The following is a 20,601-nucleotide window of genomic DNA, read 5'->3' on the forward strand; positions in this document are numbered from 1 at the left end:
AATGAAAATGCAATGATGGATTTGAATACATCAATTTATACGGGTGAATACGACGACTAATAAAGATAGAAATGAACCTACCAGTGCAAAAGTTTGCGTCCGTGAAGCATTATTCATTGCTGCTTTGCCTTTTCCGGGCTCCACATAGATTACATCGTTTTGTTTCAGATAGAAATATGGAGAACTAAAGAGCTTACTGTCGTTAAGATTGAGCCGGACGAGTTCTTTTTGTCCATCGTGATCCCGCGCCAAAAGTACGTTGTCCCTACGGCCATAAATGGTCATATCCCCTGCTAGTCCCATCGCGTCAAGAATGGTGACTTTCTCATTGGGTAAACTATAGGTCGCTGGTCTGGTGACCTCCCCCAGGATAGTGACTTTAAAATTGGCGAAGCGCACAAGCACATTCGGGTCGTTATAATATTTTTTTGCCAGATTGGTGATCTTTTCTCTGGCCTGAAAGGTGGTTAATCCCTTAACATAAATATCACCCAACAGGGTAATATTGATATAACCGTTTTTGTCAACCAGATAACCCGATATCAGTTGATTGCCCACGTTGCTGGCTGAACTGGCCCCCACAGCCTGTACAGGTGTGGCCTGATTGGAAATGGCCGCCGAGGCGGGATCTGAGGTCTGGACCGTAATATTTAATATATCATCCTGTTGGATGGTGGGATCTGTAAAGGCTGTTGATGCACGCAATAAGCGGATTGAATCGGCCGGAAGATCGTTAAAGTAAACCGTTTTTTTTACAGAACAGGACTGTAATGAAAAAAGGGTAAGTAGTAGATATAATAAATACTGGGGGTTGTGTAAATGGGTTTTAGGAATACTCATGTTGATCGTGTTGTATGTGTTGTAGAATTGTAGTTCATTGTTGTAGAACAGCTTGTACCTGTTCTCTTATTTCTTGGTTTTTTACCCTGCAATCTTTAAATAAAGTGTTGATATTGTGTGTTGTATAGTACTGTTCCAGTACCTTGGTATGTTTGCTATGGTGCACATCGGTACCAACGAAATCGATAAGTCCAGCATCAATCAAGTGTTTGGCCGCTGTTTTTTCCCGGGAGCCGTAGTATCCGGTGGGGGATAGCAGGTTAAGCTGCAGGTAACATCCACGATCACGCAATCTTTTGATATTTTCTATGGAACCATGGAAGTAGATATAGCGTTCCGGGTGAGCCAATATGGGTTTATAACCCAAGGTCAGCAGCTTAAAAATATCCTGATCGATGGTTCGGCTTTCGTGGATGTAGGACATTTCTATTAAGATGAAATTCCCGGGAAGTGTCAGCAATTCCTGTTCATTCGCGTTGGATACGATGGAATGAAAGTGGCTGTCAACCATATATTCTGCTGCGTAGCCCCCACTTACAGTATGCTGTTGCTGTAGGGTTTGGTATGCAGTTGCAATAGACGCGGGGGTATTGGGATGTACTTCCTGATATACATGCGGCGTAAAGTAGAATGTGGATATGCCTAGCTGCATGAGTGAATCCAATAAGGCTATGCTTTGGGCAACGGATGTACTACCATCGTCTATTCCCGGGAGTATATGTGAATGAATATCAGTCCCCAGCCATTCTAAATTATATTTCGAAGTATTGCGCTTAAAAAAATGCCACATCTGTTTATTTGTTTTTGATTACTCCGTGAACCTGAGGATTGTAGAAATACCCGGCCGGAGCGACCGGCCGGAATATCTCCCTACAATCACAAGTCAACACTTGAGTTCTTTGATATTTTAATTTGTATATTGATTTTAAAATGCATTTTCTTCTCCTTTAATCATGTTGATCGCTGTCATGCAGACAATCTTAAAATCCAACATGGCAGACCAGTTGCTTAAGTAGTCCAGGTCGTATTCCACTCTTTTTGCCATGAGCTGTGGGTCTTTTGTTTCGCCACGATATCCGTTAACCTGTGCCCAGCCTGTAATACCAGGTTTGACAAAATGACGTACCATATAATGCTGAATTAGTTTGCTATAGTGTTCGGTATGTGAAAGCATATGCGGTCTTGGCCCGACGACACTCATCTGTCCCAGAAAGACGTTGATAAATTGTGGGAATTCGTCAAGATTGGTCTTTCTGAGAAAGCGTCCAATTGGCGTGATGCGGCTGTCATCTTTTGAAGCCTGTTTGGCATGGGAATCTTTATTCTGAACCATACTCCTGAACTTGAAACAATCGAAAGATTTATTGTTGCGGCCAGAACGGGGCTGTCTGAAAAAGATGGGGCCGGGACTTTGTATTTTAATAATAATGCCAACTAAAGGAATCATCCAGCTTAAAATAAAGACCATGACAAAGGATGAAATCAAAAGGTCAACGAAACGCTTTTTTAACCTGTTTTCCATGGATGACATGGGCTCTTCATGCGATTTTAGCACCGGAAGCTGCATGGTTAAAGGTTCTTGACGGCCGTTCCCATACGCAATGTTGGCGGTAATAGTAGGAACAAAATTGAGCTGTACACATTGGTGATCTGCAGCTAGGATGAGTTCTTGACTACAGTCTGTAATATCATTTGAACCAATGAGAAATACATCGTGAATACCCGCTTTGGAAACTTCTTCAAAGTAGCGCTTAAAGATGTCAATCTTTTCTTCTTTACTGAGGTCTTTTTCGTCCGATTCAAAGGGAATCGTGTCTACTGTGTAGAAAGCGTTTTGCCTAGAGAAAGCGGCTGCAATATTGTCTAGATTTTCATAGTGGCCGATCAAAGCTACTTTTTTATTCCAGTTAAATCGTTTTGGCAATTTAACATAAATGTAAGTGAGCAAAAATCGGGAAATCAAACAATACACAAAAACGATGATCGTAAGGGAAATCAGAAAGGAACCGATGCCAGTAAATGGGTGTGCTAAAAGTGCGTAGCCTGAGAAGACTATCATCAAGGCTGTTGCAGTTTTCAGGGTGGCTCTGTAGATGCGCTCAATGTGCTCGATCGTGGCATCATTATACAGATGGTGGATGAGCGATAGTGCTAACGCGGCTAGATTGAACATGGCCCAGAATGAATAGTAGTTACTTGAAATGACCTCCTCTGTGTCAATGAATCCATTAGCTGTGCTCCATGAATTTACAAGTAAAAAAGACAAATTTAAGCAAATGGCGTCTGTTATTATAAGTAACATTTTAATACAAGTTAACGCACGGTTTTGAACATATTTTAGCATAACACTGAATAATTAGTAAATTCAATGGATGATAAGGTTGTCTTTGAAAACTATCACGATAGATGTAACAACTAGTGTATTTAATATTGTATAAGGGTGTTGAATTTCCTTATAGCGTATTTGAATAAACTAATGTTTTAAATGTCTTAATTTTTGAAAATAAGATTCGTTCCGGTGATTTTAATTTTCTTAGTTAGCCATATTATCCAAAATAATTTTTAGCCTGCCTCTTTGATTTATTAGTGACAGGTGCTTTGCAGTTTCCCGCGTACTCAGTGTTGTTTGTAGATTGTAGATCTAAGTTTGATCATTTATGTACAAATCGCAGGCCAATTATAGGTGTATTTGGTTTTTTTAATCGGTTAATTATTGAAAAATAATGTTTTTTATTGGTTTGTAGTGTTTTAATTGTTTGAAAAATATAAAATTTTTATTTTTTATTTGTTTTTATTGGAAATATTGTATTGAAAATAGGTCAGTTGTTTAAAAATTGTATAAAAAAATGGATGTATATTCATTTGTTTGTGTATAATATCTAAATTTTATTTAAAAAAAATATGGAATGTATCTATTTTAATGTTTTTATAATTGTTTTATGACTTTTTTTACGATTAAATAATGTGTTTACTGTGTATTGATGGTATTTTATTTATTATTTGTGTTTTTATTGAATTTTATTTGTCTTTTTTTTAGAAATATAGTTATTTGTGTGTTTCTTTTACCCAAAGGTCTGGTCGGTTTTTTTAAATGATTCTGATTTCCGGCTGTTCTATTCATAAAAAACGAAAGGAAAATCTTATGAGCGAATTAACTTGGAAAGGCCGTTGGAAGGAAATCAAAGGTAAGGTGAAACAACAATATGCTGATCTTACGGATGATGATTTACTTTACGCTGAGGGTAAAGAAGATGAGTTGGTAGGAAAGCTTCAGAAGAAGACTGGTAAAACACAAGATGAGGTGAATAGTTGGCTGACGGATTGTAGAAACAAGTGTTTTTTTTAATAATCTGAATAGGTAAGCGGTTTCGCTCTTGCTGTTTCTACAAAAACTTGATTCAACTTGTGTGATTCTGTACTTCTGGAAATAGAATGTTGATGTTTATATAAGATATTTATCAAATGACGAGAAATATCACCGCTATTCAGACGAAAATCTATAACTTTAGTAAAGAACTTTAATATAAAATCCAAAGGCATGAACCACCATAATTTTATGAGCGCCATTGATCAGAGCATTTCTGAAGGCGTTAGGAGAGGTATACTTCATCTGACCCAAGAGGGCAATCTCGCAACCGACAATTTGATCCAAATTAATGGCTCCGAATTAGTGAACTTTACTTCTTGTAGCTATCTGGGACTGGAACACGATGAACGTCTAAAAAGCGCTGCCATAGCTGCCGTGGAAAAGTATGGTGTACAATTTTCTGAATCGAGAGCATATGTGTCCATCGATTTATACCGGGAATTGGAGCAGTTGATGAGTGAGATTTTTGAAGCTCCCACTATTGTTGCTCCTACGACGACACTCGCGCATTTGTCTGCAATCCCTGTAATCCTGGATCCAGAAGATGCGGTCATCGCTGATCAGCAACTTCATAATTCAGTATTGAGCGGTATAAATGTATTTAAGGCAAATTGGCCAATCCACTTTGAAGTCCTTCGCCATAATCGTTTAGATGTCTTGAAAGAACGCATCGAAGCACTGCAAAAAACGTATAAAAGGGTTTGGTATTTTGCCGATGGGGTGTATTCCATGTTCGGTGATCGCTGTCCTGCAAATGAGATCTTTAATTTGTTGGACTCCTTTCCCGTATTTCATACGTATATCGACGATGCACACAGTATGAGTATATTGGGCAAAAACGGAAAAGGATATATACTTAGTAACCATACTATACACGAGCGGATGATTGTAGCCTCATCGATGGCCAAAGCCTTTGCTACAGGTGGAGGTATTTTGGTTTTCCCGAATAAGGAAATCGCCAGGAGGGTGCGCGCCTGCGGGGCACCGTTCAATTCCTCCGGTCCTTTGCAGCCAGCGACCTTAGGTGCTGCGGTTGCCTCTGCAAAAATCCATTTAACGGACGAAATATATGTGCTGCAAACTGAACTGGCAAATAGGATAAAATACGCAAACTCATTATTTAAAGCCACCTCATTGCCATTAATTTCGAATTTTGATTCGGGGATATTCTTCGTTGGTACTTCAAGGGCCGAGCTGGCATATAGTATTATGGAAAAAATGATTAAGCGCGGATTTTTGTTGAACATCGGAGTATTTCCCGCTGTATCCAAAAACCATTCAGGCATAAGATTTACAATGACAACACTGCAGTCCTATGATCAGATAGAAAGAATGATAAAAACGCTGAACGAAGTATTTTTTGAAACTTTAGGCGAGCATCAATATTCGGTCGATCAGATTTATAGCGCATTCAAGGTTGTCGCCCGTCTGGAGGATCGTGCAACCGGCGAATTCATTAGCGAGTATAGCGCTGGAAAAGAATAGCATATACAATGGCATTTCTGCTAAAAAGAAAAGTTGGAGGGCATAGATCTTATAAACGGGCGATGTCCTCTTATGAATTTCTGGAATTATACTGAGAATATACGGTTTGCTTATCCGGCAGGCTCTTCGACCGAGTTATAGGCCCACCCTAAAATGTTCTTGATTGAAGCTTTGATCCTGTTCAGCCCTTCAGGGGTGGAGATATCGATTTCACAGACGGTACTTTTGGTATGTGCCGAGTGGAGAACAATATAATAGATGCCTGCAACCAGAATAGTAACAACAGCCCTGAGGTCGAGATCCTTACCTTGAAGTTCTTTATCTGCAAAGGCAAAGAAAAGAGCACTCATCTTTTCCCGTTCCTGCGAAATCTCAGACATTAGTGCAGATTCCTCGCAGATCTGCCAGGCCAAAATCTTTTGCATTTCGGTATTGGTAAGAAAATCTTCCAGTTGATTTAATAATAAAGATTCTAAAAACCCCCGTGACCCCACCTCGGGCGCATTACCAAAATATCCAACAGCGTTAATCGTTGCAGAAAGCCAATAGTCTTTGCCTTTGATGTAAGTTTCTACCAAGTTGTCGAGCGTCCCGAAGTATAGACCGATGAGCTTGCGGTCGACACCGGCCTCCTTTGAAATATTTGCGATCGTAAGCCCTGAATAACCTTTTTCTTCAAGTACTTTGCCAACGGAAGCAATTAACTTCCCCATGGTTCGTTCTTTATTATTTTTTTCTCCTTGATATTTTTTTCTCGACTGTTGTTTATTGGTCATAATACTGCTTGAAATCGAATGATTTAAAGATTGATATCAAATATAAAAAAAATTAACTTAGCATACGGTTAATTCGTTAAATAGGTGTAGGTTATTTAAACGTGCGGTTATAAAAAATGCTGCATATAACGTTGAGTAGTATCGTAACCATACTATGTTTCCATCTTTTGAAAAACATAGTATGGTTAAACAAGAATCATCTATTTGACCTTAACCAGCTCTACACGGCGGTTTTTTGCTTTGTTTTCTTCGGAGTCGTTGGCTACAAGCGGTCGCTCGGCGCCGTAACCTTTGGCTGATAGGCGTGACTTGTCTATTTTTTGCCCTACTAAAGCAGTCATCACCGCGCGCGCTCTATCATCAGATAGTTTTTTATTATGTGCCGCATCACCTGTATTGTCCGTATGCCCCTCAATGGCAATTTTAAGGGTGGGGTCATTTTTTAGCGCTTCGGCAATCTGAATAACCAGATCAGTGCCTGCTGTGGTTATGCTGGACTTATCGGTATCAAATGTGATGTAAACAATTGATTTTCCGGTCTCCGATAGATCCTTGCTGATGTCGTCTGCCGTGATTTTTTGGATGGTTTGTTTAAAGTTGTTTTCCTGCAGTATATTGAGCTTGGCACCAGCATTATTTGCTGTGTATTGAATAAAGATATTGCCCTGATTTTTACTGCGGATGACGTATGCACGGATCTGTTCATCTGCATAGCCAATATCGCCCTCATCACCTTTATGGGGGTCTTGTTTGTGGTACCGTTCGTATTCTTCGCTTGTGATGCTACCATCGAAAACTTTTACAGCACCTATTGATGCTAAGTAATCTTCCATACTCTTTTCAAAATAGCGTTGTGAAAACTGCGTACCCTGCTCATTGGTAATATTTGCTTTATACAGCCTTCCCTCGTAGGGCTTCATGACGCCATTAATCGCGAAATAGCATACATCAAAGTCCTTATTGATGGGTTGATTCATCTCCTTATAGCCTTTTGGTGGGGTAAAGAAGGGAAATACACCGATATCTGCAGCCGAATAAGGAATGCTCGCAAGGTCGAGCGTTGCCGATGTGTCAATTTTAGCAGGCTCCTCCGTCGCTGATGTATCTTGCGGAACGGGAGGTGCCGCGGTTTCTTTTGGTTTTTGATTACAGGAAACCATAACTGCTGCAAGTGCAAATAATAGTGCTGTTCTTTTCATGATCTGTTCTTTTCTTTTTTTGCAATGACAAATTTTGTGCCTAAAGGGGCAAATAACAGGCCGATTTATTATAAAACAGAACATGCTGTAGGCGTCGACCGCTCACCTTTATTAAGTGGGATGAATAGCGGCATGGCTAGATGTTCTGCCCGCTGATGAAAAGTACTTATACGCCTGATATGTATTTATACTTTTTTACGGGTTTATGGATACGGGTCTTTTTCTGTATATGCCGGTATGGCATAAAGTTTGGATTTAAGCTTATTGATTTTAATAAAATCTGGATTTACAAAAATACATTAACTATGAGAAAATTTATTCAGACATTGGGACTAGGTATGCTTATCTTGACAGCAGTAATCAGCTTCACTTCATGCAGCAAAGATGATGATCCGGCAGATAACAATCTTTTTATCGGTAAATACGAAGGGAAGATTGCATTTGACGATCTCAAGGACAATAGTAAAGATGTACCTTCTGGCGACGGAAGCATTACGGTAACGAAAACTGGAAATACCTATAATTTTGCTTTCGGCAATGGCATTCCTAATCTTAACGGCGTTGACTTTGAAGAGAAAGACAACGTATTGGTCAATATCGGTTCAGCAGGCACTGGCGTGATCCGCATCGATGCCGGCAAATTAACAATCGGTTACACGAAAGACGACAAGGTGTGGACAGCGGATTGCCAGCGTAAGTAACAGTAACCTATATCGGATTCTTTTTTCTGAGCCATTTCCATTGAGAAATGGCTTTTTGTTTTGATCTTTACGTGAATATGTATGATTTTACCTGTAACGTGGCATCTTCAAGATATTACGCAGTTCCTCCTCCGTGTAGCGCTTATTGCCGCTTTGTAGCAATTTGAATCCACAGACAAGCCGCAATCCGTTCATCGAAAAAAAACGAAGTTCATATACATCCCTGGAGTAACCGGTGAGCTCCATCAATTTGCTTCGTGGCATTCCCTCTGGATAACCATGTTCGATGCTTTTGGATTTATAGAGTTCCGCAAGCTGCTTTTTGCTGAGCCTGCAACGCTCACGCGTACTATAAGCCGGCTTTTGACCAAAAGATTCAATAAAACGATTTAAGCGCTGCCCTGTTTTCCAGACCATCGCACCCGATGTGACACCCATTTTGGCTTCCAGTTCTTTTGTCGTCGGTGCCCTGCCAAGTTCTTTTGCGAGACTGAGGTAATAGTCTTTGATGCTAAACTTGGTAACGGGTATTTTAGTTCCGGCGAGATAACATAAGTTATTCCAGCCAAATTTTTCCTTCAGGTACCAAACCGAGGGATAATTTTCAGGCTTTAGCCGTTTGTAATCTTTATAATATTTGATACGGTGCTTTTTGATCAGCTTGATCACTTTCTCTTTGGCTTCATCTACCGTCATTGTGGTAACCCGAAAGTGAGACTTTAACTTGACGTACTCCAGTACATCGGCCCAGCTGTTGACATTCAGATGCCGGTAATAGGATAATGGATTGTAGAGCCCGTTTTTTCTTGTACAATCTGATATATTCGGCGAACGCCCATGTTTAAGGTAAAATTTGACCAGTGAATTTTTTAGCTTTCCAATGGAAGGAATTCTACGGTCATTGGGAGTAAATCCCGCTGCGGCAATAAACTTGTTCCAGGATCCAAAATAGTTATTTATACTGGATGATTGTGCAGAAAATTCCCTGCGCATTGGAATCCGGCCATTCATTTCGAAAAAATCGCTTACCAGAGCCAATAGCTTGGCTGTGATCTCTTCTTTCGTCCTGGTATTGGGCTTTAGTCCCGCCGCAAGAATAAATTTATTCCAGGAGCCAAAATATCGGCGAGCGATCGTATTGATGTTTTCCATTTCCCGCCGGACCGGAGTTCGGCCATGTTTGGCGTGAAATTCGCGCACTTTAGAAAATGCATGGGCAATAATATCTTCCTGTGTTTGTTTCAAATTATTTCTCCTCCTTCCTATACGATGATGCTATTGCCGAGCCAATTGTAACCAAAAATTTTCTCCGGATCCTTAAGATCATTTTCATCTTTAAAATAGATCCATGTGCGCCTCGGGATATGATAACCGATGCTATATTGGACTGGGGTTGGATATTTCTTGAGCAGCCCTCGCGCGACGACTTGTTGCAGCATTGCTTGAAGCCTTTCTGACGTTGTGTGTAGATTGTAGTCGTTGGCAAAATCTGTTACTATTTGAAACAGGGGCCGCGGAAGTAAAAAATAGTCAGTCGTTCGGACAATGGTTGCAACCTGATCACGATGTTTTTTTTGTTTCTCACGTTTTTCTGCGTTAGCAAGACGAATGACTTCTGCGCTTATTTCAGAAGACTCTTCTACTTTCTTAGCTTCGATTGTAGGGGAGATCACTGGCTGTATCTTCCTTGGACTTAACCTTTTGTTAAAATCACAGAAGTCATGGAAATCGATTGATAATGCTGTGCATATTTTGAGGACCGATTCCAATGTAATGGGAATACTGCCCATCTGGTACCCCTTTAATGAGCGAATATTAATGCCCGCCATACGGGCTAACTCCTGTATAGGAAGTTTTGTGAGGCGCAAAATCTCATCGATACGATGTGATACCGAATTAGAAAGTTCGTTTTTAGCTGTTTTTACCATGCTAATATGCTTGAATTAGGTTTACTATAAAACAAGATAAAATGACTGTTAATATAAAGGTAATAATTTTTCTTTAATTTTTCATACCGTATCGTGCCTCGCTTGTTATTGCTTATTTTGAAAGTAAGAAAAGGGGTACGCACAAGGCTGTGGTACCCCGGTTATTAAGGGAAAAAAGGGACAAGATTAATTTTGACGTTTGATACTGATGTTCAGGTAACGGTTATTGTCAAAACCACTCAGGGCATTGACAATAACAACGCCATATTTTTCATCCGGAGTTTTAAAGTAAAACAGGCTTCCTACCTTCAGGTCCTCCAATTTGAGATTGGTGGTTTTACGGGAGATTGCATTAGCCTGTATCACCTGGCCAGAGGTCAAGGTATTTAAAAATGAACTGGCCTGATTATTTTGGATGCCCGAAAAATAAGTCACACGGCCCTTGCCCGCCAGACCGGTAAAGTCAAATGCGCCAAATGGAATAGGGGCAGCCTGTAGGGAATAGATACTGTACTGATATGTAATATTTCCATTAGACTCCACTTTATATGTCCGATACATCCCAAGATCTATTTTCTCCGGATGAAGTTTGGCCTCGGCATAGGTATAGGTTTTACCTTCTACCAGATCAATAAAGCAGGCACTGCTCCGGTTTACGCTATCAGGCATATTGAGCACACGGTTGTTGAGATGAACGTAATCGGACAGTACATTGTAGGTGACAGAGGTATAGCCATCTCCCATAAATACACCTTCTTTATCAACGGCCATAATCCGGAAGGTGCTCTCGCCGACTTTATCGGCCCGGATCTTATATACATAGCGAAAACTTCTTTTTTCTGTTTCCTCTAATGGTATTTTTAGGACAGCGGCGCCAGCTCCATTATAGAAGATCCAGACCTGGTGCATATCTTTGGATTTGGAGCTGATGGTAAAATCAACGAAAATGGAGTCGCCCACGGCAACATCCTTATAGGTACCGATATTGTGTTCGTTTTCCATGTGAAGCGTGACGGAGACATCTTCAAATAAATTGAAAATATTGTCACCTTCACGTTTACAGGAAAATAATATGCCCAATAGGAGCACAACGAATAAGTAATGTGCTTTCATCTGTAAATAATGAGGTAGAATAGCTGTTAAATAGGAACGGTTCATAACTAATCATTTAATGGGTCAAATGTACCGCCTTCATAACCGATAGTCTGCTCCAACAAAGGCGAGGAGTTCATAAAGGTATTGGGAAGGGGGTAGAAATAATAATAGTCACGGAAGGCAAAGGCCCCATTGGAACTCTCTGCACGCAGGTTGTAAGGATATTTAAAATAGGTCAGTACCGTATCGCGGTTGTTCATATCCAGGCTTTCCCGATGGCGGATACCGGCGGCGTTTTCCGATTCGAGGTACGTTTTTGCGGCATCGGATTTTGCTTCGAATAAATAGGTCTGGATAGTTCCCTGTAACGTATGCATACGCCGTGTCCGACGTAGGTCATGATAGCGTTTGCCTTCGAAGGCAAATTCAATCTGCCGTTCATTCATGATTAGATCACGCATTTGCTCTTTGCTGGATGCCAGTGACAAGCCGTAATCATAGCTTCCCTGTGCTATTCCGGCGCGTTGGCGAACGCTCCGGACAAGCTCCTTGGCAAGGGATAAGTTGCCCGTTTCATTGGCTGATTCAGCATAATCCAAGATCACCTCGGCAAAACGGATTTCGATCCAGTCCATGCCGTTACCGCCCATGTCGTTGGCAATCCCAACAGCTGCGGACGAAAGTGCCGGATTGACAAATTTTTTACAATAGAAAGATTTAATGGAGGACTCTCCGGCAGCGTTGCTGTAATTCCATTGTTTTCTTCCACTCTTACCACTTAGGGGCCATTCGGCGCCGTTATAGATAATGGTATGTTTAAATCTGGGATCGCGGTTTTTCCAGAATAGCGCGTCGTCATAGCCTGTATTGCTGCTGTTGGCAGGGGTGCCGTCTTGCATGGGGTAGGCGCTCAGTAATAGGGTGGTAGGGACATAATAATCCGCCGGTGACCCGCCCTCGGATACAGGACGCGAAGCACGCTCAACAACCGTGAACCGCTTTGGTGATGTCGCTGAGTAGGAGCGGACAATCACAGCCTCAGTATTCGCGATACCTTCTTTTAGAAAGATCTCATTATAATTGGGCAGCAGGGCACGGCCGGCAGCTTTGCATTGCTCATAGGCCTCTTTGCTGGCTTGTAGGGCTGTTTCCCAACGTTGCGCCTCATAGGGGTGCCTTGGGTTATCTGTAGGGTTGAATTGCGGACTTGCCCAATACAGTAGTGCTTTGGCTTTTAGCGCTGCTGCCGCGGCTTTTGTTATTTTTCCGCGGCCTGTGGCGTCGTCCCACAGCACACCATCAAGATTGACCATTGCCGAATCCAGATCGTTTACGATCTGCCCAAAACATGCCTTGGCCGACGCTCGGCCTTCCAGTTTCAGGTTATCGGGATTTTGAGGGGCAAGAACCAACGGTACACCACCGTACAGGCGGGTGAGCTCAAAATAAACCATGGCCCGCAACGCATAAAACTGACCTAAAAATTTTTTCTTTACATCAGCCGAGAGTGTGCCTGTTGGGATATAGGCAATGGCATTGTTGCAACGGGCGATGTCAAAATAACGGTTGTCGCCCACATTGGTGCCCTGGTATTTGCTTGCAATGTATTTCACATCATTGAGCGTAATTTCACCACTCAGTCCCAGTACTTTTTTGCTGGGACCATTGGCCCCTGAAAAATAGTTTTCATCACTGGCATAGTGCATCTGCATGTCATTGGTCGTGACCTCATGGGGATGGGTCGGCATAATCATGGCATAAGTGCCTGCCAAATAGAATTCTATTGCGCCTTCGTTGTCCCAGATGCGGGCGTCAAGACCTCCATGATCGACCAGCTCAAAAAAATCATCTTTACAGCTTTGGGTCGTAAGGACTGTACTGGATGCTATCAGTAGGGCTATGATATAGTTAAAATGTCTTTTCATGTCTTTGTATGTTAAATGCCAAAGTTTAAACCAAAGGAAAGTGTCCGGATGGTCGGATAGTTGTATAAGGACGTAGCGTAAGGGTCACGATGTTTAAACGGTGCGACGATCGTCCATAAGTTATTGCCCGAAAGCATCAGCTTGAGCGAGCGAACATTGATCTTATCGGTAAAATTTTTGGGAACAGCCCAGTTAAACACCATATTATTGATGCGGATGGTTGTCCCGTCTTCTGCCCAGAATGTCGAATTCCACTTTTTCATCATGGCCGCATCATCGTAACGGGGGAATCTGCCATCGGGATTCTCCAATGACCAATGGTCTTCCCAAAAGCTGGGTACATTGACTTTATCGGTAGGGGCAGTCATAGCCTGTGATTCATAAAACGCTTTGCCGCCAAAAACTGCACGGAAGTTGGTGTTCAGTGAAAAAGATTTATAGGCTAAACCGATGGTAACACCCGTAGAGAAAATAGGCGATGTATTCTCAAACATGGTGGTGAGATCTTTCTCGGTAATTTTTCCGTCGCCATTGGTATCTTCGTATACTGTCCAGCCGACCTGTGGCACTTTCCCGTCGATGGTATAGTTGGGGTTTTTAGCCAGAAAATTATCCACATCCTGTTGTGTACGCAGCATATCCACATAGATCAGTCCATAATTGCCGGTATTGTATTTGCGGGAGTCGGTACCCATTTCGACCTTCCAGTCGGGATAGGAGAAATCATAAAGCTGGAACTTATTGAAGTACATCTGCGTGGTATAGCTGCCCGAGTAACCAAAATTCATGTTGGTGGATAGCTTAAGCCCATTGGAAAATGTATTTTGGTAACCCAGGGAGAATTCAGTTCCCCAGCCTTTGCGTTTTTGATAATTAACCACCGGTGCCTTGAATCCGGCATACATCGGGAAATTCTCGTCATTCCCTTTGTCAAATACATCGTAGGAATCGCGGAAGTAATACTCGAATCCGAAACTCAGTTTATTATCAAACCAGCGCGATTCAATACCAAAGTTAAACGTGCGGTGTTTTTCCCAGGAAATGTCAGGGTTGGCAATGATGGTAGGGTTGAGCGATGCGACTGGAGTTTCGCCATAAAGGTAGCCCGTGTTGACCGGGTCTACACTAAAGCGGTCCTGCCATAGGCGGGCGTTGACGCGATCCTCGCCCACAAGCCCGTAGTTGGCCCGCACCTTTAGATAGCTGATGTAGTTCAGGTCTTTAAAGAAGTTTTCTTCGCTGACTACCCAACCAGTCGCGACTGTGGGAAACAATCCCCATATATTGCCCTTTGCAAAACGCGAGGATGCGTCCAGGCGGGTGATCACCTCCACGAGGTATTTTTTCTTGTAGTCATAATTGAAGCGGCCAAAGACAGAACGTTTTACTGCTTCGTCAATCGTGCGGCTATTGTTTGTGAAGGTAGATTGGTCAAAGGCCCAATACTCATCCAGGTTCAAAAGCTGCTGGTTGGTCCAATAGGCTGATAAGCCTTCGGTATTAGTGGCTGATTGCTCTGCACCAGCCATAATGGCCATGCTGTGATCGCCGAAGGTATTGGCATATTGTAACACGATATTCCCCTGGTAACTACTTCCCTTGCCCAAGGAAGGCATGATCCTTGTCTTATTACCTTCCATACGGAAAACTTTGTCTACTGTGTTGGTGTAGAGCTGATTGTTGTTGCCGCTCCGCACAAATTCGTATAGATTATAGGCCGGAAGGTATTCCTGACCACTGGATGATGTGCCGGAATGCGACACCTGGATACGTGCATTAAAACCTTTCAAGGCCTTCGGAGCATAATTTAGCGAGGCATTGATGCTATAGTTTGTATTGTTCTGCTTTTGATAATAACCTGAATTAATAATGGCCAATGGATTGGTGTTGCTATTGGCGTTGATGTTATTAAAGTTGACGGGCAGACCATCGATCTGAATAGGCACCCATTGCGGGGTCGTGATCAGGGTTTGATAGAAATTCTGGTCGCGGTCATCGGACAGGCTATTTTGGCTGTTGGTCTTGGTATTGTTGACGTTAAAAGCCACATCTGCTTTCAGTCCATCGATGATTTCAGCATTGAATCCCGACCGAAAGGAATATTTTTGTTGGCTCATGCCGGCATAATTGCCATTTTCCTTTTGGTAACTGCCCCCTGCAAAGAAGGTGACTTTTTCACTGCCACCGGAAATAGACAGATTGTGGCGCTCCATCCTGGAAGATTTCCACAATTCGTCATACCAGCTTTTGTAAGGATTGGTTTTGAGATAGGCGAGATCTTCATCTGAAAAGAATAAAGTAGGCTGCGCATTGTTAAGGGCATAGGTTTCGTTCAATAATTTGGCATGCTGATAGGCCGACAGCATTTTGGGCTTAACGGTGGCATCTGAGATACCCATATAACCGTTGTAGCTCAGTTGTGTCTTGCCGGCCTGTCCTCGCTTAGTGGTAACAAGGATAACGCCTTTTGCTCCCGATGCCCCATAAATTGCTGCTGAGGCGTCTTTTAGGATCGATATATTTTCGACCATGGAGGCGTCCAGATTTTCAAAAACATCGGATGTGGAAATGATTCCGTCAATGACATATAAGGGTTCGTTTGTCACACCCTGCAACTTGGCCTGATCGGAGGCAAAGGCGTTCCGGACGTTTAACGTAACTGCTGCCCCCGGCCGACCGGATGATTCACTGACACCCAGTCCTGCAACGCGGTCTCTTAAGGCTGCCGCAATATTTGCTGCCGGGATATCCTGGATTTCTTTGGGATCGACCGAAGCCACAGCGCCTAGTACCTCACCGCGTTTTTTTGTACCATAGCCCACCACGACGACTTCATCAATACTCGTATTGGATTCAAGCCGGATGGTGATGTTTGTTTTTCCGGTCATGTCTATCTCCTGCACTTTATAGCCAATGTAGCTGACAATAATGACCTGATTATCGGCAGGCAGATTGATATGAAACACACCGTCTTCGCCGGTTTTGACCCCGGCTTTACTGCCTTTGACCAAAATCGTAGCACCGTAGACGGGTTTGCCGTCCGGATCCAGTACACGCCCTGTGATGCCGGCAAATTTACTGCTCAGCAAAATTGGGCTTGCTGTAAACGGATTTGCGAATAAAGGGCTGGGGGAAAGTGCAATCAACGGGCACAGCAATTTGATACTTCTTTTCAGTAGCGATCTCGTAAAAAATTGGTAATTCATACAGTTCAATTTGTTTTATAATTGGTTTTTCGAGAAAGTAAATGATTACTTTAATTATTGGTTAATAGGTTCTTTCAGGTTACGGCAATTCCATATAATGGATAGATAGTTTTAAGCAGAAAATAGGATCTGAAAGAGCTACAGTACAATAATGCAATTAAACTTTTATTCCACTGTCCTGAACTGTTGGTAACACACAAAAAAAGCCTGCTCTACGAATAGAACAGGCGTTAAGTATAAAGGTAGGGGTGATTTTACTAGTTTGCCGTTAATGCGACGGCATTGAGTTGTCTGGAAGTCCCATCCGGACCTACGGCAACGATATTGTCAAAGATCACACGTGTTCCCGGCACGATGCCATTCAGGGCCGAGGACATGCTTGAACTTAATTGACCGCCTGAGGTAGACAGTACGATCGCATCTGCACGGGGTTTGGCGATAATCATGGTAAACTTGGTCACTTTGAATGTAGCGTCAAAATCAAAATTATCCAGTTTCGCAAAGAGTGCATTTTGTGCTTTCAGCGCTACTGTTGCCATAGAACCGCCTGTTTTACCGGCAAATTTGGCAATCGGATCCGGGATTCGCTTGACGCGGAATTCGGTCGAACTCAGAGTCTGTGTTTTTCCCGGAGCCACCTCTGCAGCTACAGAGATATGCGCTGTGCCCGGTGAGCTCACCCGCACATTATATTTGCCGCCGCCCGCAGGGGATATGCTTCCGCCGCTCATGCTTACTCGCACTTTATCGGTAGGTGTGCCCGGAGCAGAAACAGAAATCGGATTATTGACGCCGATATACAGCACATTCATTTTATCTGGTGATACCACGGCCGAAGGACGGGCGACCTGATAGGTCTGCTGTGGTGTGCGGTATTCTTTAAATGATCCGTCTGTCTGTTTTACTTTAATCACTCCGGTCCAGCTAAAAATACCTTCGCGGTTGGTCGGTACGGAGTATACCCCTTTGCCGTCCACAATCTGTAATGCCGAACCGTTGACAGAGATAGCCGGTTCGGACTTGGAATCGGATGCGGTTAAAAAGACTTCGGCTTTGTAAGGCTGTCCCTGTACCAAATAAGACGTGGGAGCAACGGCTACTGCAGCAAATTTGTCCAGATTGACCACAGCCTGATCCATTTTGCCCAGAATGATCTTCACCACATCAGACTCGGCATTTTGTGCATCGGTCTGGATCTTTGTCAGGATGGTCATCGCTGCGGTCAATGGCGTGCCACTGCCGAAATTGATCTCTTCCCAGGATCTTTTGCCATTCACCGACTTCTCTGGATTCTTGGCTTCAAGGGAAAAAGAAACCATTTTTTGCTCTTCAGGTGTCAGCAATGCCAATAACTTGGAACGGGTTTCATTAATCTTGTCCTTCAGAATCGTTCCTTTTTTCTCATTGATCATCAGATTGGGAGAGATATCTTCATTTTCCCGTTTGACAAGGTCTCCCTTTTCTTCATCGTATCCGCCGCCCTGTTTGACAAATTCTTCTTTCAGGGACAGAATATATTTGTCGAGCTCGCCAATAATAGCCTGTGCTTTTTTTGCTTTATCGTAAATAGGTTTGGCCCTTGCGGGTTCCTCCTTTAATTTGGTGTTTTCAAATGCAGCGAATAGCTGTTGTACAGCGGTGTTGACATTTGACTTGGATGTTTCGAGACTGTTGTTGATATTTTTGAATGCATCCAAGATTGAATCCGGTACATTGAGTGCCAGTAAAGCAAGCAAGACCAGATAGAGGATGCCGATCATCCGCTGTCTTGGCGTTTCTCTTCCTAATGCCATTTTTTCAGATTTAAGTAATACAAGGATAAATTATACACGAGGCTGGTTCATGGCACTCAGCATATTGCCGTAAATCGCATTTAATGCATTCAGATTTTTCGCCAGTTTGCCCACTTCTTCTTTAAATGCTTTGGAGTCATCCAGTGATTCGTTGAAGTTTTGCATGGTATAGCTTAAGTTCTCATAAAACTTATTCATGGACTGCAGGTGTGATGCGGAGTCACGTAGCTCACGCTCATACATGGCATTGAGCTGACCAAGATTAGTTGTCAGATTTTTCACCTGATCGTGGTAATTTGCCGTATCACCGGAGGTATTTGACATCGCTACAAGGTTTTCCGAAGCTTTTTCAAAAGCAGAGCTCAGGTGGTCAAATTTTGATGTTGCGGTGCGCAGTTTCTGTGTAAATTCTTCCGTTGCCAGCGAAACGTCAGACAGTTTGTTGATGGCCGATACCTTCTCGCTGAAATCGCGTAATCCACGTCCCAGGTTTTCAATACTCGCCGGTTCGATATTAGCATCCGCAAACATTTTGTCCAATGCGGCAGTAGCGGAAGGTCCTGCAGGCTGCGCCACTACGGTTTTACCCCTGACAGGTAGCTCTCCATTGAAGTTGTCATCCAGTTCAGGATAAACACGGCTCCAGTCAGGTTCTGGTGCAGGGGGATTGAAACCCATCAGAAAGAAAAGGAGGGCTTCCACGCCGAGTCCGATACCGATCATATAGTTGGCGGTGCTGCCGCCGATATGGAGGATTTTGAACAGTACCCCGATGATAACGATACTCGCTCCCCAGGATATAGCCACGTTAAGCCATCTTGAATTGTCTTTTTTCTTGCTCATAGTTTTTGATGTGTGTTTGGTTCTAATTCTTTGTGGATAGTTTTATTTTATTTTGTTAAATCCATCTGTATAAAACGGATTTGTACCTTTAATAGTATGCATGATCAATTATGGCACCTCCATTTCGTGTTGATTATATAACAGACCTGCTTGTTTCAAAAAATATACCAAAGATGAATCTTGATCTAATTTTATGCTCTTAGGTGATCCATTTGTGATAGCAAATGGTATTTTCTCAAAATAAAACAAACGTTACCTCTGCCCAACAGTTATACATAGTAGTAATTTATATGTAGTGCAATAGAAAATTATAACGTTATGACCGAAGTATTAATCCAACTTTCACAGAACTGGCCTGTATGGCTCTGGAATATGGCATTAATCCTATTTTCATTCCTGATCGGTATTCTCATAAAAATGTTGTTTATACCCCTGTTGCGAAGGCAGGCGATCGAGCAGTCTTCTTATTCCCTGTTCCGTTCATTCATTCGCCGATTCAACAGGATATTGAGTGTTTTTATTCCCTTGCTGGTCTTTAACAGTTTACTTCCTTTTGCGCATTTTAATGCCAGAACTTTACAGGTGGTGACCAAAATCAACGAGATATTGTTAGTCAGCTTTTTCGCCTTGGCTTTGATTCAGGCGATCAAAGTATTTGAAGATTATCTGTACCATCGCTTTGATGTCAACAAGGAGAATAACTTACGTGAGCGGAAGGTCAGGACACAGATCGTTTTTATCCGCAAAGTGGTGGTGACCATCATTATTGTGGTCGCACTGGCGATTGTATTATTAAGTTTCGAAAGCATGCAAAAGATCGGTGCAGGATTGCTGACCGGTGTGGGGGTCGGCGGTATTATCATTGGCTTTGCGGCACAGAAATCACTTGGGAATCTGCTGGCGGGTTTTCAAATCGCATTTACACAGCCCATACGAATGGACGATGTGCTTGTGGTAGAAGGGGAATGGGGAAAGGTTGAGGAAATCAACCTCACTTATGTGGTGGTCAATATCTGGGACAAGCGTCGTCTGGTACTGCCGATCACCTATTTTATCGAGAAACCTTTTCAGAACTGGACGCGGACTACAGCTGAGATATTGGGAACGGTTTTTATCTACACCGATTTTACCATCCCCGTGCAGCAGCTTCGGGAGAAGTTGACGGTCTTGCTCGCCGGGCATCCCTTATGGGATGGTCAAGTGAATGTCTTGCAGGTGACTGATATTAGGGAGCAGACCATGGAGATACGCTGCTTGATGAGCTGCCGTAATTCAGGGCAAGCTTTTGATCTCCGCTGTTACATACGTGAACAGATGATCGACTATATCAAGTCCAATTTTCCGGATGCCCTGTCCAAAACACGTGTCGATTACACCGCGAAAGAAATTAAAGCGTAACCCTTTTTATGGGATCTTCCTGCCGGTCAGTGATTGGATACGGAA

General features: G+C 42.7%; 16 protein-coding genes. 4 read left to right on the forward strand and 12 right to left on the reverse strand.

Annotated elements, in window-relative coordinates; genetic code table 11:
* Window positions 1–30: 30 nt before the first annotated feature.
* From D7322_RS24905 to D7322_RS24915, 3 genes are all read right to left on the reverse strand, one after another.
* Window positions 31–840 (reverse strand): polysaccharide biosynthesis/export family protein, encoded by an 810-nt coding sequence (locus D7322_RS24905; protein WP_121126893.1) that lies wholly within the window; start codon window positions 838–840, stop codon window positions 31–33.
* A 34-nt stretch (window positions 841–874) separates the two neighbouring features.
* Complete coding sequence (locus D7322_RS24910; protein WP_121126894.1) at window positions 875–1,630, reverse strand: tyrosine-protein phosphatase; 756 nt, start codon at window positions 1,628–1,630, stop codon at window positions 875–877.
* Window positions 1,631–1,765: 135 nt separating this feature from the next.
* Window positions 1,766–3,142 carry an exopolysaccharide biosynthesis polyprenyl glycosylphosphotransferase gene (locus D7322_RS24915; protein ID WP_183078840.1) on the reverse strand — a complete coding sequence of 459 codons (1,377 nt, stop codon included), beginning with the start codon at window positions 3,140–3,142 and terminating at the stop codon, window positions 1,766–1,768.
* A gap of 840 nt (window positions 3,143–3,982) precedes the next feature.
* Here D7322_RS24915 and D7322_RS24920 point away from each other — a divergent pair.
* A complete protein-coding gene (locus tag D7322_RS24920; RefSeq protein ID WP_121126955.1) occupies window positions 3,983–4,186 on the forward strand; it encodes a CsbD family protein in 204 nt (67 codons plus the stop codon).
* A 192-nt stretch (window positions 4,187–4,378) separates the two neighbouring features.
* Entirely contained in the window at window positions 4,379–5,692 is a 1,314-nt protein-coding gene (locus D7322_RS24930) for an aminotransferase class I/II-fold pyridoxal phosphate-dependent enzyme (RefSeq protein ID WP_121126897.1), read from the forward strand.
* 110 nt (window positions 5,693–5,802) lie between these two features.
* On the opposite strand, the gene D7322_RS24935 is transcribed toward D7322_RS24930, so the two are convergent.
* Entirely contained in the window at window positions 5,803–6,468 is a 666-nt protein-coding gene (locus D7322_RS24935) for a TetR/AcrR family transcriptional regulator (protein ID WP_121126898.1), read from the reverse strand.
* A gap of 200 nt (window positions 6,469–6,668) precedes the next feature.
* Window positions 6,669–7,667: an OmpA family protein gene (locus D7322_RS24940; protein WP_121126899.1), complete on the reverse strand. Its 999-nt coding sequence runs from the start codon at window positions 7,665–7,667 to the stop codon at window positions 6,669–6,671.
* A 305-nt stretch (window positions 7,668–7,972) separates the two neighbouring features.
* On the opposite strand from D7322_RS24940, the gene D7322_RS24945 reads away from it, so the two are divergent.
* A complete protein-coding gene (locus tag D7322_RS24945; protein WP_121126956.1) occupies window positions 7,973–8,368 on the forward strand; it encodes a hypothetical protein in 396 nt (131 codons plus the stop codon).
* Between the two features lie 87 nt (window positions 8,369–8,455).
* Here the strand turns inward: D7322_RS24945 and D7322_RS24950 are convergent, their stop codons facing one another.
* From D7322_RS24950 to porL, 7 genes are all read right to left on the reverse strand, one after another.
* Entirely contained in the window at window positions 8,456–9,613 is a 1,158-nt protein-coding gene (locus D7322_RS24950) for a homing endonuclease associated repeat-containing protein (RefSeq protein ID WP_121126900.1), read from the reverse strand.
* Between the two features lie 17 nt (window positions 9,614–9,630).
* Complete coding sequence (locus D7322_RS24955) at window positions 9,631–10,296, reverse strand: helix-turn-helix domain-containing protein (protein WP_121126901.1); 666 nt, start codon at window positions 10,294–10,296, stop codon at window positions 9,631–9,633.
* Between the two features lie 186 nt (window positions 10,297–10,482).
* A complete protein-coding gene (locus D7322_RS24960) occupies window positions 10,483–11,454 on the reverse strand; it encodes a hypothetical protein (protein WP_121126902.1) in 972 nt (323 codons plus the stop codon).
* Window positions 11,455–11,456: 2 nt separating this feature from the next.
* Window positions 11,457–13,316, reverse strand: coding sequence for a RagB/SusD family nutrient uptake outer membrane protein (locus D7322_RS24965; RefSeq protein WP_121126903.1), 1,860 nt, complete (start codon window positions 13,314–13,316; stop codon window positions 11,457–11,459).
* Between the two features lie 11 nt (window positions 13,317–13,327).
* The gene (locus D7322_RS24970; protein ID WP_121126904.1) at window positions 13,328–16,522 is read right to left on the reverse strand and encodes a SusC/RagA family TonB-linked outer membrane protein; all 3,195 of its coding nucleotides are present in this window, start codon (window positions 16,520–16,522) and stop codon (window positions 13,328–13,330) included.
* A gap of 257 nt (window positions 16,523–16,779) precedes the next feature.
* On the reverse strand, window positions 16,780–18,315 hold the full coding sequence (gene porM, locus D7322_RS24975) for a type IX secretion system motor protein PorM/GldM (RefSeq protein ID WP_121126905.1): 1,536 nt from the start codon (window positions 18,313–18,315) through the stop codon (window positions 16,780–16,782).
* A 30-nt stretch (window positions 18,316–18,345) separates the two neighbouring features.
* Complete coding sequence (porL, locus tag D7322_RS24980; RefSeq protein ID WP_121126906.1) at window positions 18,346–19,158, reverse strand: type IX secretion system motor protein PorL/GldL; 813 nt, start codon at window positions 19,156–19,158, stop codon at window positions 18,346–18,348.
* 318 nt (window positions 19,159–19,476) lie between these two features.
* On the opposite strand from porL, the gene D7322_RS24985 reads away from it, so the two are divergent.
* A complete protein-coding gene (locus D7322_RS24985; RefSeq protein WP_121126907.1) occupies window positions 19,477–20,556 on the forward strand; it encodes a mechanosensitive ion channel family protein in 1,080 nt (359 codons plus the stop codon).
* Window positions 20,557–20,601 lie beyond the last annotated feature (45 nt).

The organism is Sphingobacterium puteale (assembly GCF_003627955.1).
Lineage (GTDB): Bacteria > Bacteroidota > Bacteroidia > Sphingobacteriales > Sphingobacteriaceae > Sphingobacterium > Sphingobacterium puteale.